General features: G+C 45.6%; 14 protein-coding genes, 1 tRNA gene and 1 pseudogene. 15 read left to right on the top strand and 1 reads right to left on the bottom strand.

Features of this window, described 5'->3' with window-relative positions:
- Positions 1–14 precede the first annotated feature (14 nt).
- The gene (ilvD, locus tag Q0198_RS02835) at positions 15–1,688 is read left to right on the top strand and encodes a dihydroxy-acid dehydratase (protein WP_297894712.1); all 1,674 of its coding nucleotides are present in this window, start codon (positions 15–17) and stop codon (positions 1,686–1,688) included.
- 376 nt (positions 1,689–2,064) lie between these two features.
- Complete coding sequence (locus Q0198_RS02830; RefSeq protein ID WP_297894709.1) at positions 2,065–2,223, top strand: hypothetical protein; 159 nt, start codon at positions 2,065–2,067, stop codon at positions 2,221–2,223.
- 17 nt (positions 2,224–2,240) lie between these two features.
- Here Q0198_RS02830 and Q0198_RS02825 read toward each other — a convergent pair whose 3' ends face one another.
- On the bottom strand, positions 2,241–3,506 hold the full coding sequence (locus Q0198_RS02825; protein WP_297894706.1) for a 3-isopropylmalate dehydratase large subunit: 1,266 nt from the start codon (positions 3,504–3,506) through the stop codon (positions 2,241–2,243).
- Between the two features lie 97 nt (positions 3,507–3,603).
- Here Q0198_RS02825 and Q0198_RS02820 point away from each other — a divergent pair, with 97 nt between their 5' ends.
- The 13 genes and pseudogenes from Q0198_RS02820 (at position 3,604) to Q0198_RS02760 (ending at position 12,986) form a co-directional block, all read left to right on the top strand.
- On the top strand, positions 3,604–4,128 hold the full coding sequence (locus Q0198_RS02820; RefSeq protein ID WP_297894704.1) for a nitroreductase family protein: 525 nt from the start codon (positions 3,604–3,606) through the stop codon (positions 4,126–4,128).
- 5 nt (positions 4,129–4,133) lie between these two features.
- Positions 4,134–5,456, top strand: coding sequence for an NFACT RNA binding domain-containing protein (locus tag Q0198_RS02815; protein ID WP_297894702.1), 1,323 nt, complete (start codon positions 4,134–4,136; stop codon positions 5,454–5,456).
- A 49-nt stretch (positions 5,457–5,505) separates the two neighbouring features.
- Entirely contained in the window at positions 5,506–6,270 is a 765-nt protein-coding gene (locus tag Q0198_RS02810) for a phosphatidate cytidylyltransferase (RefSeq protein WP_005872778.1), read from the top strand.
- Positions 6,264–7,364, top strand: a complete 1,101-nt coding sequence (dxr, locus tag Q0198_RS02805; protein ID WP_297894699.1) for a 1-deoxy-D-xylulose-5-phosphate reductoisomerase — start codon at positions 6,264–6,266, stop codon at positions 7,362–7,364. The genes Q0198_RS02810 and dxr overlap by 7 nt, the downstream gene beginning before the upstream one ends.
- 77 nt (positions 7,365–7,441) lie before the next feature.
- On the top strand, positions 7,442–8,392 hold the full coding sequence (locus Q0198_RS02800; protein ID WP_297894697.1) for a DUF3137 domain-containing protein: 951 nt from the start codon (positions 7,442–7,444) through the stop codon (positions 8,390–8,392).
- Between the two features lie 345 nt (positions 8,393–8,737).
- A pseudogene (locus Q0198_RS02795) lies at positions 8,738–9,600 on the top strand (DUF3137 domain-containing protein).
- Between the two features lie 394 nt (positions 9,601–9,994).
- Positions 9,995–10,070 (top strand) — tRNA-Val (locus tag Q0198_RS02790).
- A gap of 216 nt (positions 10,071–10,286) precedes the next feature.
- Positions 10,287–10,547: a hypothetical protein gene (locus tag Q0198_RS02785; RefSeq protein ID WP_297894693.1), complete on the top strand. Its 261-nt coding sequence runs from the start codon at positions 10,287–10,289 to the stop codon at positions 10,545–10,547.
- Between the two features lie 119 nt (positions 10,548–10,666).
- On the top strand, positions 10,667–11,182 hold the full coding sequence (locus Q0198_RS02780; protein WP_297894690.1) for a hypothetical protein: 516 nt from the start codon (positions 10,667–10,669) through the stop codon (positions 11,180–11,182).
- Between the two features lie 117 nt (positions 11,183–11,299).
- Complete coding sequence (locus Q0198_RS02775; protein ID WP_297894687.1) at positions 11,300–11,704, top strand: hypothetical protein; 405 nt, start codon at positions 11,300–11,302, stop codon at positions 11,702–11,704.
- Positions 11,705–11,736: 32 nt separating this feature from the next.
- Positions 11,737–12,168: a hypothetical protein gene (locus tag Q0198_RS02770; protein WP_297894682.1), complete on the top strand. Its 432-nt coding sequence runs from the start codon at positions 11,737–11,739 to the stop codon at positions 12,166–12,168.
- A gap of 1 nt (position 12,169) precedes the next feature.
- Positions 12,170–12,577: a hypothetical protein gene (locus Q0198_RS02765; protein WP_297894679.1), complete on the top strand. Its 408-nt coding sequence runs from the start codon at positions 12,170–12,172 to the stop codon at positions 12,575–12,577.
- 13 nt (positions 12,578–12,590) lie between these two features.
- On the top strand, positions 12,591–12,986 hold the full coding sequence (locus Q0198_RS02760) for a colicin immunity domain-containing protein (protein ID WP_297894678.1): 396 nt from the start codon (positions 12,591–12,593) through the stop codon (positions 12,984–12,986).
- Positions 12,987–13,224: the final 238 nt, after the last annotated feature.

Here is a 13,224-nt window from a genome sequence, read left to right as displayed (position 1 = left end):
TCCAAGGACAAAAAATGAGAAGCGACATCATCAAAAAGGGCTATACGCGTGCGCCGCACAGAAGCTTGCTAAGAGCGACCGGACTAAAGGACGAGGACTTTGAAAAGCCCTTCATTGGCGTGGCAAACAGCTTCATCGAGATCATCCCGGGGCATTTTTTTCTCAACAAATACTCCGAAATTTTAAAAGACGAGATTCGCAAAAACGGCTGCGTGCCGTTTGAGTTTAACTGCATCGGCGTGGACGACGGCATCGCGATGGGACACGCTGGGATGCTTTATAGCCTGCCTAGCCGCGAGCTGATCGCAAACTCGATCGAAACGGTGATGAACGCGCACGCCTTAGATGCTCTCGTGTGCATGCCAAACTGCGATAAAATCGTGCCGGGCATGCTTATGGGCGCGCTTCGCGTGAACGTGCCGACGGTATTCGTCAGCGGCGGCCCGATGAAAAAGGGCTACACCAAAAAGGGCGAGCCGATCGACCTATCCACGGCGTTTGAGGCGGTCGGAAAATTTGAAACCAAAGAGATCAGCGCCGAGGAACTAAAAGATATCGAGTGCAATGCCTGTCCAAGCGGCGGCAGCTGCTCGGGGATGTTTACGGCAAACTCGATGAATACGCTGTGCGAAGCGATGGGTATCGCGCTAAAAGGCAACGGCACGGTACCCGCGCTTACTCCTGAGCGCGAGGAGCTCATCAAGGAAGCGGGACGCCGTATCTGCGAGATAGCGCTCGATGAAAAATACAAAATCCGCAACATCGTGAATGAAAAATCGATCCAAAACGCCCTAGTCGTCGATATGGCGATGGGCGGCAGCAGCAACACCGTGCTGCACATCCTGGCTATCGCGCGCGAAGCGGGAGTAAATTTGCAGATCGCAAGCCTAAACGACATTAGCCGCAAGATCGCCCACATCGCCAAGATCAGCCCTAGCCTGCCAAACGTGCACATGGAGGATATCGACCGCGCGGGCGGGCTAAGCGCCGTGATAAACGAAATTTCGCGCCGCGACAACGGGCTGCTAGACCTAGGCGCGCCGACGGTCACGGGCGAGAGCCTAGGCGAGCGCGTGGGCGCTAGCGCCATAAAAGACGAAGAGGTCATCCATAAGGTCGAAAACGCCTATTCGGACGTTGGCGGACTGGCGATTTTGTTTGGAAATTTAGCCGAGCAGGGCTGCGTCATCAAGACCGCGGGCATCATCGGCGAGCGCAAATTTAGCGGCAAGGCCGTGTGCTTTAACAGCCAAGACGAAGCGATAGAAGGTATCTCAAGCGGCAAGGTAAACAAAGGCGACGTGGTCGTTATCCGCTACGAAGGGCCGCGCGGAGGTCCCGGCATGCAGGAGATGCTAAGCCCGACGAGCCTAATCATGGGGCGAGGTCTGGGCGCGGACGTCGCGCTGATCACGGACGGCAGATTTAGCGGCGCTACGAGAGGGCTAAGCGTCGGGCACGTGAGCCCCGAAGCTGCCGAGGGCGGCATGATCGGGCTGCTACAAGATGGCGACATCATCGACATCGATGTGGATACATACGCGATCAACGTGCGCCTAAGCGAGGAGGAGATCGCCGCGCGAAGGGCTAAATTTAAGCCGATTGAAAAACCGCTGCCGTATCGCTGGCTGAGAATGTATCGTAAGTTGGTCACGAACGCTAGCAACGGAGCGATTTTGGAGGCGTGATGCGCCTTAAATTTTAAAGAAGCTGCCGTAAATTTGAGTAAATTTGCGGTGGTTTTGTTAGATTTGCGCGCAGGCTTTCGGCTTTAAATTTTAAAATTTAACCTAGGCGAACGCTTGGTACTTATCAATGTAAGCGCCAATGGGATATCTATTTGAAATTTTACTTATTACGCAAACAAGCCGAGCGAAGCGGAAACCTAAATTTAAACTCTGCACGTCGGCATTTTTTAAGCATAAATTTTACTCTAAGGCACTTGTTAAAGTAAAACCCTGCCAAGTAGAATTTCAAAATTTACGTGATTGCACCGATAGTGGCATTTAAAATCCGCAAGGTTTTAATAACAAAGCCTCGCGGTGGGTGAAAGCGGAATTTATAATGGAGAAATTTTGTAGATGGCGAGGTGAAATTTCGCCGCAAAATTTCAACAACAAAGCCAGCCGTCCTCACCATTTTTTTATACTCGCCAAGCTTTACGACGCTATCGAATTTTGTATTTTATCCCTTAAAATTTACGACGCAAGCGGATTAAAATAAAAGGCGGCTTTCTAAACTTACAAATCCCTCGGGTCGGCGATCTTGCCTGCGACGGCGCTAGCTGCGGCGACGGCGGAGTTTGCCAGATATACTTCGCTGCTGCGATCGCCCATGCGACCGACGAAATTTCGATTAGTCGTGCTTACGCAGCGCTCGCCCACGCCCAAAATCCCCATATATCCGCCCAAGCACGCGCCGCAGGTCGGGTTGCTCACGACTGCGCCCGCTTCGACGAAAATATCCCACAGCCCCTCTTTTTGCGCTGCCAGAGCGATTTTTTGCGTCGCAGGCGTGATGATGAGGCGGGTTTTGCGCGCGACCTTGCGACCTTTTAAAATTTGCGCGGCGATCCGCAGATCGGAGAGCCTGCCGTTGGTGCAGCTGCCGATAAAGACCTGATCGACGGCGATATCATCGCGCACCGCCTCGCGCACGCTCTTGCCGTTGCTAGGCAGAAACGGATACGCAATCACCGGATCAAGCTTGCTAACGTCGATCTGCAAAATTTGCTCATAGTTCGCGCCCTCGTCGGAGTAGTGAAATTTCGGCTCAGCGCGCAAATTTTTATCTGCCAAAAATTCCTTCGTGATCTCATCGACCGCGACGATACCGCTCTTGCCGCCCGCTTCGATCGCCATATTGCAAAGCGAAAATCTACTATCCATATCCAGATGCTTAAGCGCGTCGCCGCAGAACTCCAAAGCCTTATAGCGTGCGCCGTCCACGCCGATGAGGCGGATCACCTCTAAAATTAGATCCTTGCCGTAGATGTGCGGCGCGGGCTTGCCGCGAAAGATCACTTTGATCGTAGGAGGTACTTTAAACCAATTCTTGCCCGTTATCATCGCGAAAGCTAGATCGGTGCTGCCCATACCGGTCGCAAATGCCCCCAGCGCGCCGTGGGTACAGGTGTGGCTATCCGCGCCGATGATGACGTCGCCGGGTACTACGAGCCCTTTTTCAGGCATCAGCGCGTGCTCGATACCCATATCCTTTTCGTCGAAATAATTTTTCAAATCGTGCTTGTAAGCAAACTCGCGCGAAATTTTAGCTTGGTTTGCGCTTAAAATATCCTTCGTAGGGATGTAGTGATCCATCACGATCGTAAAGCCGTCCGGGTTGGCGAGCTTTTTCGCACCGCTAAGCTCAAACTGCTTGATCGAAATCGGCGTCGTGATGTCGTTGCCGATGACCATATCGATGGCGCTTTCGATGATCTGTCCCGCAAAAACCGCCTCACCTACGTGCTCGCTAAAAATTTTCTCCGTGATCGTCTGCTTCATAAAATCTCCTTCATATCGGTTAAATTTGCGCGATTTTAGCTAAAAAATCATAAATTTTTGCAATTTTATGTATAATTGAGCCGCAAGGAGCGAGACGATGGAAATTTTAGATATTTTTGCAAACCGCAGAAGCGTCAGAAAATATACGGATGCGCCGCTTGAGAATGAGGCGCTGGATAAAATTTTAAAAGCGGGTCTGCTTGCGCCGTCGGGGCATGCACGCCGCCCGTGGGAGTTCATCCTCGTGCGCGACAAACAGATGCTTGAGCAGCTAAGCGCATGCCGCGAAAGCGGAGCGAATATGCTAAAACAGGCCGCGGCCGCAATCGTCGTGATCGCAGATGAGCAGAAGCAGGACGTCTGGATTGAGGACTGCTCGGTAGCGCTAGGCTACATGCACCTTGCCGCAAGCGCGCTAAATCTTGGCAGCTGCTGGGTACAGGTAAGGCTGCGTGCCGCCGCGGACGGACGCAGCTGCGAGGAGTTTTTGCGCGAGGCGCTGGGCTTTCCGCCAAATTTCAAAGCAGAAGCGATACTGGCTCTCGGCGTGCCGCAGCAGCGCCCGAGCCTGCACGATCTGCAGAAGCTAAATTTAAGCAAAATCCATAAAGAGAAATTTTAGCGCGTATGAAGTACCAAAACTTAATTCAAATTTGCGAGTATCTACGCGCCAAACGCTTCCTTTCGCACATTAAACGCGTAGGAGATAACCTTTTTAAAGTTTGCTTTGACGGCAATGAGACGCTGTTTTTTGATATGAATAAATCAGGCTGCAATATCCACGAAAATGACGCTTTTACCGAAGGTAAGGTTTACGCGGCGCCCTTTGATGTGCTACTTGCCAAGCGCTTCGTAAAATCGCGCATTACCTCCGTTAGTGTGCCAGAAAATAATAGAATTCTATGCCTTAGCGTAAGCCAAAACGCAAGCTACAAAACCCAAAGCTCAAATATCTACTTCGAATTTACCGGGCGATTTACCAACGTAATAATCACCGATGAAAACGATGTGATTTTAGAGGCACTGCGGCACTTCGAGACGGAATTTAGACAGATTAAGGTAGGAAGAAAACTCCGCCATCTGCCGCCTGCAAATATTAAAGAAGCCCCCGTGCCAAAAATTTCGGATTTTAAAGCATTTTTTCGCGCGGAATTTAACGCGCTAAATGCGGATCGCTTAAACTCGCTCAAATCCGCAAAAATCACGGTGCTAAATAAAAAGCTAGACTCGGTGCGTGAGGCTTTAGGCTCTTTGCAAAGCAGCGCCGAACTACTGCGAAGCGCCAAGCTTTTAAGTGCAAAAGCTGCCTTGCTAAAAGAAAATATCTATAAAATTCCAACCAGCGCGCGAGAATTTACGCTGCAAAAAGGAGACGCCGAAGCGATAGAATTTAAGCTACAAAAGCCTGCAAGCGCCACTTTGGGTGAGCTTTACTCCGAGGCAAAGCGTATGCGCCAAAAGGCTGCTAATATACATATCGAAGAGCAAAATTTAAAGGAGAAACTCGCGTTTTACGAGAATTTAAAATCGCTCATTATCACCGCACAGGACGCACACGAGATCGAAATTCTAATGCCTAAGCGCACGCAAACTAGGCAAAAAAGCAAGGAAAAAAATAGCGAATACGTAGCGAACTTTTATCTAGGAGATTTTAAAATCAGCGTCGGGAAAAACGAAAAAGGCAATGAGTTCTTACTAAAAAATAGCTCCAAATCCGACTATTGGTTTCATCTTAAGGACATTCCAAGCGCACACGTCATCGTAAAGACAAATAAACAAAGTCTAAGCGAAGAGGTGATCGAATTCGCCGCTAAAATTTGCGTGAGCTTCAGTGCAAGCGGCAGCGGAAAATATCTCGTCGATTACACCAAACGTCAAAATGTCAAAATCAACGAAGGTGCTTTCGTAAACTACGTAAATTTTAAAACAATCAGCGTTTTAAAGCCGTAATAAGCGAGCTTGCGATATAATTGCTCAAAATAAATTCCAAGGAAATTCTATGAAGCAAAGAATAATCACGGCAAGCATTTTACTCGCCGTATTTTTGGCTCTAATTCTCATAAACGCTAGGTGGCTAAATTTCGCCGTATTTGCGCTGATACTCGTGCTGGCGTTTTTTGAAAGCCTCAAATTATGGGGTCTGGAGGAAACTAGCAAAAAGTGGCTCGCGCTGGCGATCGCATTTTTTGCATTGCTACCATTTACGCAGACCGATGAGCCTTTCGTCTCAGCGCTAAAAGTTAGCATCCTGATGATCCTATGCGTCGCCTCTGTCGTAGCCTTTACCAAGGGCCCTAGCCTAAAGATCACGCTTCCTTTTATCTATCCCGTTGCGCCGATATTTTTTATGTGGGCGGCTTATGATGATTTCGGGGAAGTTTTTCACTTCGTTTGGCTGATCTTTATTATCGTAGCTAGCGATAGTGGCGCATATTTTATCGGTAGAGCCTTTGGCAAAACTCCGCTAAGCGCTAGCTCGCCGAATAAAACCGTAGAAGGCGTGCTAGGCGGTCTTGCACTCGCGCTTATCGTTAGCCTCATTTATGCGCGCATCTTTACCAATATGCCGCCGCTTGAAATTTTAGGAAAAACCATCATCATAGCAATTTTTGGCGTGTTTGGCGATCTGTTTGAGAGCTACCTAAAACGCGCGGCGGGTCTTAAAGACAGCGGCGCGCTCTTTCCGGGGCACGGCGGGATCTTAGACCGCATCGACGGCTATATGTTTGGCGCGATCGCGATGGCGATAGTCTATTCATGGTAGTTTTAGGCTCCACGGGCTCTATCGGTACAAACACCCTAGACGTAGCCGCGCGCAGCGGCAGTATGATCGAAGCGCTTAGCTGCGGGCGTAATATCAAGCTTTTAAACGAACAGATCGCAAAATTTCATCCTCGTCTCGTCTGTATCGCGGACGCGCAGCAAAAAAGCGAGGTAGATCACGAGCGCGTATTTTGCGGCGCGGATGGAATTTTGCAGATGCTTGCGGAGTGCAAAAGCACGACCGTGGTAAACGCTCTTGTAGGCTTTGCGGGTATGATGCCCAGCTTAAAGATCCAAGAGCTCGGCAAAAGGCTCTGTCTAGCCAACAAAGAAAGCCTGGTCGTCGGCGGGAAATTTCTGCAAACGGATAAAATTTTCCCGATCGACAGCGAGCATTTCGGGCTGAAATTTCTACTTAGCAATGCCAAAATCCCCGTTTCTCGCCTAATCATCACGGCTAGCGGCGGCGCGTTTTACGACGTGCCGTTAACGCAGCTGGGCTCGCTCACGCCGCAAAACGCCCTCAAACACCCCAACTGGAAGATGGGCGCAAAGATCACGATCGACAGCGCCACGATGGCGAATAAACTCTTTGAGGTGATCGAGGCGTTTTGGCTCTACGGCACGCGTAAGATCGATGCACTTATCGAGCGCACCTCGCAGATCCACGCGCTAGTCGAATTTGCGGACGGCTCTACGACGGCGCACATTAGCAGGGCCGATATGCGCCTAGCCATCGCGCACGCGATGTTTAGCGGCGACGTACGGGAGCAGATCACCGCACCCGTGGATCTGTGCACTCTGCGACCGATAGAGCTTAAGCCGATCGACGAGATGAAATTTCAAATCTTTACCCTCAAAGACGCGCTGCTAGCAAACCCTGATCTCGGTGTCGTCATCAACGCCGCAAACGAAGCGGGCGTAAATGCGTTTTTGCAGCAGCGCTGCCGCTTCACCGACATTGCGCGCGTCGTGCTAAAGTGCGCGGAGAAATTTAACTCGCCTAGCGTGACGGATGTGGACGCGCTTGCGGCGGTGGACGCGAGCGTGCGAGCGTATGCAAACGAACTGCTGAAATTTAACGGGGAGCTTTAAGCCTAGCTTTGCCTGCTTAAATTTAAATGTTAAATTTAGGCTATCTTGCCGCAAGTGGTAAAATTTAGGATCAAAAATTGTTAGACGTACAAACTATCGTAAATTTGGAAAAAGAGCGCCGCAAGCTGCTGCAAAGCCGCATAAAATGGAAAATAATAAGCCTGCTTAAAGCCTGCGCGATATTTATCCCTGCGGTTTTCCTAATGAGGTATATGGCTAGCGAAGAGGGTACGCCTTTGGGGATGCCGTATCTTTTATTTGGTCTGGGCATAGCGCTATATTTTACTTATAAGCTATTTTACGAAAAAACCTACAAAGTCAAAACGCGAGAATTCGCGCTGCAATACAAAGCCCTCTACATAGCACCCTACGTCGAAAGTCTAGGATACAAATACAACAGATTCGGCGCCGTAACTCAAGAGCAAGATATCCTGCAAAGCGGGCTTTTTAATCAATATGCAAATTCCGGCGGAGATGATTTGATATATGGAAACATAGACGGCGTGGATTTTAGCTTCTGCGATATTTGGATGTCTAAAGAGACTATAGATGATAGCTTTTTCACTTTGATTTATGAAAAGAAGGAAACGGAGATATTTCAAGGCCTTTTTTTCGCAGCCGATTTTCATAAAAAGATCAGATCCGACGTTTTTATTCTTCCAAGACAAATAAAGCTACCGCACAGCGTCTTGGAAAGCGGTGCAAAATTTTGCAATATGGATAACGCGAAATTTAATAGATCTTTTGCGGTATATACAAAAGACGCGGTCGCCGCAGCGTATGTACTCACGCCCGTGCTGATGGAGAAAATTTTATTTTTAAAAACGCTTGTGAAATCAGAGATCGCGCTTAGTTTCAGAAAAAGCAAAATTTATATAAAAATCCCCCGCGGATACGATAGCTTCGAGCCCGATCTAAGTAAGCCGATACGCGGTGATAAGCTCGCGAGCAAGATACAAATCGATCTGGACGCGATGCTGCAAATCGTAAAAATTCTAAAGTTGAATGAAAAAATTTGGACGTCTTAACGGGCGCAAGGCGGAGCGAGGCAAGGCGAGTAGATGAAACGAGACGAGGCGAAGCAAGGCAGGCGGGGCAAAACGAGGTAAGGTATGGCGAACAAACGGAACGTGCGGTTCGCGCAAGGAGCTGTAAATTTTAGCGAGATCCAAGCGGAACGTACCAAAATCGCGCCATATCTGGCGTAAATTTATGCTGTGCCGCGAGTTTGCGCCATTAAATTTAATAATTAAAGGTTAAGCGTGGATATTAAAACCGTAATAGATTTAGAAAAGCAGCGCAAGCAGCTTAAGAAAAGTCGCAAGCTTTGGAAAATTTTAAGTTATCTCGTAGCGTTTGCGGTATTTGGTCCGATGCTTGCGCTAGCATTGATAATCATCTTTCGCAATTTTCCCAAGCTCGATCTCGGCATAGAAAGCTTATCTTTTTTGGTCATGTCTATTTTAGCAATAATCGGCATGCGGGACAAATTTTACGAGTGGATTTTCGAGCGCAAAACCGAGCGGTTTGTGATGCGCTACAAAGAGCTTTATCTCAAGCCTTATATCGAGAGCCTGGGCTTTTCGTATAAAATGGGCGCGCTTTTTCAGGAAAAAGAGGTAAGGGCAAGCGAGATATTTGACGGATTTGATAGATTTCGCGCGGACGATCTGGTTTACGCAAGCGCGGACGGAGTGGATTTTATGTTTTGCGACATAAGGCTGGAAAAGGAGACCGGCAGTGGAACTTCATCGTTTTTTAAAAAGAGTTACACTACATTTTTCGAGGGACCTTTTTTTGTGGCAAATTTTAATAAAAAAATTGGCTCCGATGTTTTTGTTTTTTCGGGCGCGGCGGGACCCACAGGCATAGATTTGCCGCCGTCTGCACTACCGCGCAAGCTATGGAGCAGCCGCAAAATCCCGATAGATAACGCGGACTTCAATGCAAACTTTTCGGTTTACGCAAGCGATACGGTGGCGGCTATGTATGTCCTGACGCCCGCGCTGATGGAGAAAATTTTATCACTTAAACAGCTCGTAAAATCGGATATCTCGCTGAGTTTCAACAAAATAAAATTTATATCGCGATAGCCCGCGGCGCCGATAGTTTCGAGCCGAGCTTGGATCAGCCGATACTCAATGCTCGCATCGCAAAGGATATTAAAGCGGATCTGGACGCGATGCTGCAAATCGTAAAAATTCTAAGGCTGAATGAAAAAATTTGGACGTCTTAGCCGGGCGCAAGGCAGAGCGAGGCAAGCGGGCGAAATATGACACGGTAAAGCAAGGCGGACGAAATAAAACAAGGTAGCAAAACAAGACAAATGTAGAGTAAGGCGGGCGAGACGGAATGCGACGAATAAGGCGCGCCGCGCGAATGCGGATGAAATTTCACGCGAAATTCCATCGTAGCGACTAAACCCTACGCAGAATTTAGCCAGAATTTTACGTCGCGATGAAATCTCCTGCAGAATTCCGGCGAGGGTAAGATGGTGAAATTTCGCGCAAAATTTCGACGGCGTTTTACGTCGCGGCGGAGTCTTGTATAAAATTTCGGCGGAATTTTACGAAAAATTAAAATTTGCTTGCTATTGAGAGATTTTTTTGATATACTGCCGTTTCTTTTTTGGCCCCGTAACTCAGTTGGTAGAGTGTCACCTTGACATGGTGGAAGTCGTTGGTTCGAGTCCAATCGGGACCACCATTTAAGCTATCTTTAAGTTTTAATCAGGACTTGAGTTGTTTAAATTTTAACCGCTTCATTTTCGCGCACAGCACCTGTCTTAAATTTAGTTATTCCGACCCCTTTCATTTTTATTTTAGATATAATTTTTCCAAAATACTATGAGATCGATTAACCGATCAATGAGATAAATTTTATCGGCAACCGATTAAATTTAGAAAGGAGTATCGGCGCTATATGGGACAGTATGTTATAAAAACATTAGACTATTGCGCAGAAAAGGAACTGCAGCTACAATGGGAAAAGGACTTCGCGATCTCCGTCAATGCTCTCGAAAACGAAGTTACTATAAGGGCAAATAAAAGCGGGCTTATATCTCTTGCCAGGCATTTGCTTACTTTAGCGCAAGATTCCGTGCCAAAACATTCGCATATACATCTGGATGAGTATAATTCGCTTGAGGAGGGCTCGGCGGAACTTATATTGGAGAAAATATGAACACGAACAGCTTCAATGTAGATGGAAAAAGTTATTATGCTCCGCAATCAAAGGGATTGGGATCATACTTGACGGCGCTCGACGAATAGCGGCATAGTGCGCAAAAGGAGAATAAATCAGTGCTGCCGAATAAAATTTATATAAAAGACGATCCTCTAACTATCGATGAGGAACTTATGGGACATGAATATCATAAATTAGATATTAAAATTCTAGAAAACAAAAAGCTTGTGGTATTGGGTTTTACTACGAATTTGGCTATGTATTATTTCGCAAAAAACATTTTAACATTCTCGTATAATGAAAGGGTCTCATATCTAGAGCTTTTCCCTTATGATACAGTGAACGGAGCGCGATTTGCAAAAAATAGCGCTCAACTATGCATAGATATAGAGGAATTTATTAAAATAGACGAAGCGGAGTGCTATATAGCGGACGATATGGACAGGTATAAATTTGAGCTGGATTTTAAAACATTCTACCAAAGCGTTACATTTTATTTCCCTAGTACGAAGGATTACATAAATTTCGCCAAATATCTGCTAAGCATGAGTATTTACAATAGAAAAAATAGGGTAAAATTTTATAGCGAAGATTATACGTTGATTTTGCAATATTCTAGATTTGTTATATGAGAAATTTAAAACGATCAAGAATAGAATTTATCTCTCATAAAAGTCAAATTTAAGGATCGGACGGTATGGCGCAAAACGCTATGAATGAAGCAGATCATAACGAAAAGGAGCAACGCAATGCTAGATAGAATTGCCGCTTTTTTGACAGGCATAATGTGCTTCTTATATCTTATAAATTTTACGGTACATAAACATGTAAGAATAGGCGAGAAATATATTAAATTTGATGATGCGGGTAGTTTATGGATATTGCCCGCAATCGCATTTATAGTAATAGGTATTTCTGGCTTTTATTTTGCCTTCCGCTCTGAAAAGAGCATAAAAAGATATCCACAATATATGTGGTGCAAGGACTGCTTTAAATTTTACATGTACGAGGACGTCAAAGATACCGATCAAATTTGCCCGGACTGCGGCAAAAAGCTTACGGAGTATAATGACGGCGACTACTGGCGAAGAAACGCTCCTCATCAAGGCGTTAAACCCCCGAAGCCCAAAAAGCGTAAATTTAAAAAGCGATGAAATTTTGATTTGTTATAGAGGAATATATAAAAATGCTAAATAGAATTTTTGCGTTAATCGGCTTTTTTGCTTTTTTCGCATGGGGACTGGTGGCCGCTTTATTGGGAAAAGTCGATATAAAGCCTGGCTTTATGGCATCGGTAAAATTTGAAAGCGCGTATCTGCGTATCATCATAGGAATTGTATGCTTTGCAGCGTGCGCTTTCTTTGCGTATCTCGCATTTCGCCCTGAAAAAAGCGTAAAGTATTATCCTAAATTTATGCGCTGCAAAGGGTGTCTTAAATTTTATAATTTCTCGGACGTTAAAGATAGGAGTATTTGCCCTAAGTGCGGAGGCGAGCTGCAAGATTATGCCGATATAGAAAAATCTGATCAAATAGAAAAGAATAAAAAGCTTGAGAAATATTTTAAATTTGAAAAAGAGTGGCTAAAGAGGGTGCAAAATCGGCGCGACGAGGAATAAAATGCTAAATTATAAAAATATCGGTTCTATTTACGAGCTTGGCTCTTTGTCCAAAAACGGCTCGGATATATATTTGCTTATCGGATCGCACTTTATGGATAAGATAGATATCTTTAGTAATATCACAACGGATTTTCTTATAGGCGTAAAGTGGATATTCTTCTACGCAGAGAAAGCGTCGCGATTAGAAGATATCTTTGATAGTTTTATAGAGCGGCACGATTTATTGGATATCGTTACATTGTCATACGGAATCGATGAAAAAACAGAGCTTGTAAATCTATTTTTATCCAAGATTACTCCAACGACTATGGGCGTATCAATATTAGATGAGAAAAATGCAACCGAAAACGAGCTATTGCATGAAATTCTAAAAGGCGTAAATAATAAAAATGGCGATAAAATTTAAAATGAGGCGAAATATGCAGCAAAGTGAAGAATTGTATTATTTAATAGCTGGATTTCTATCCGATTGGTGTGATATAGAGCTGTTTTGCGATGAATTTTATAAGATGTATGATCTGGAATCGCAATATTGTGCAACCAATAAAGCGGAAGAGCAGGCATTAAAAGAATTGGATATGATGGCGGGTAGATTTTCTGAGTTTGATGAAGATTTTAAAAAGGCTCCTAACGTATTTTTTAAAGAAGGCGAGATAAGGCAAAAGGCAGAAGAAATTTTTCGATCATTTTCTAATATCAAAATTTCTAAAGAGGAATTTTTTAGATTTTTGAAAGAGCAGAGAGGGTTAAATTTTCCGATTGGCGTTGATTTGGGCGAAGGCTATGTAATGTGCCGAATTGCTCTAATGCAATAAAAGTAGATAAGCGCCAAAGCGTGATTACATGCGATAATAAATATTGTATCGCTAAGCTTATCAATCCTTTAGCGAAATTAACATTTGCTGAGATCGAGAGTGCGAAATACAATAGCCAAGAAGCCGATTAAAAGGCTCAAGCGGACAAATCTTTGCTAAACTGCAAAAAGGAGTGCGATGCTAAGCGGAAGAGAAATTTACGAGAATTTTTTGTTAAGATTTTCGGACAACGAACGCG

Origin of the sequence: uncultured Campylobacter sp. (genome assembly GCF_938045205.1) — a bacterium.
Classification (GTDB): Bacteria; Campylobacterota; Campylobacteria; order Campylobacterales; family Campylobacteraceae; genus Campylobacter_B.
This window is presented reverse-complemented; position numbering and strand designations above follow the sequence as displayed.

What these genes read in the sequence shown, in the direction of transcription:
- ilvD (WP_297894712.1), top strand. Translation starts at nt 15, where the DNA reads ATGAGAAGCGACATCATCAAAAAGGGCTATACGCGTGCGCCGCACAGA.
- Q0198_RS02830 (WP_297894709.1), top strand. Translation starts at nt 2,065, where the DNA reads ATGGAGAAATTTTGTAGATGGCGAGGTGAAATTTCGCCGCAAAATTTC.
- Q0198_RS02825 (WP_297894706.1), bottom strand. Translation starts at nt 3,506, where the DNA reads ATGAAGCAGACGATCACGGAGAAAATTTTTAGCGAGCACGTAGGTGAG.
- Q0198_RS02820 (WP_297894704.1), top strand. Translation starts at nt 3,604, where the DNA reads ATGGAAATTTTAGATATTTTTGCAAACCGCAGAAGCGTCAGAAAATAT.
- Q0198_RS02815 (WP_297894702.1), top strand. Translation starts at nt 4,134, where the DNA reads ATGAAGTACCAAAACTTAATTCAAATTTGCGAGTATCTACGCGCCAAA.
- Q0198_RS02810 (WP_005872778.1), top strand. Translation starts at nt 5,506, where the DNA reads ATGAAGCAAAGAATAATCACGGCAAGCATTTTACTCGCCGTATTTTTG.
- dxr (WP_297894699.1), top strand. Translation starts at nt 6,264, where the DNA reads ATGGTAGTTTTAGGCTCCACGGGCTCTATCGGTACAAACACCCTAGAC.
- Q0198_RS02785 (WP_297894693.1), top strand. Translation starts at nt 10,287, where the DNA reads ATGGGACAGTATGTTATAAAAACATTAGACTATTGCGCAGAAAAGGAA.
- Q0198_RS02775 (WP_297894687.1), top strand. Translation starts at nt 11,300, where the DNA reads ATGCTAGATAGAATTGCCGCTTTTTTGACAGGCATAATGTGCTTCTTA.
- Q0198_RS02770 (WP_297894682.1), top strand. Translation starts at nt 11,737, where the DNA reads ATGCTAAATAGAATTTTTGCGTTAATCGGCTTTTTTGCTTTTTTCGCA.
- Q0198_RS02765 (WP_297894679.1), top strand. Translation starts at nt 12,170, where the DNA reads ATGCTAAATTATAAAAATATCGGTTCTATTTACGAGCTTGGCTCTTTG.
- Q0198_RS02760 (WP_297894678.1), top strand. Translation starts at nt 12,591, where the DNA reads ATGCAGCAAAGTGAAGAATTGTATTATTTAATAGCTGGATTTCTATCC.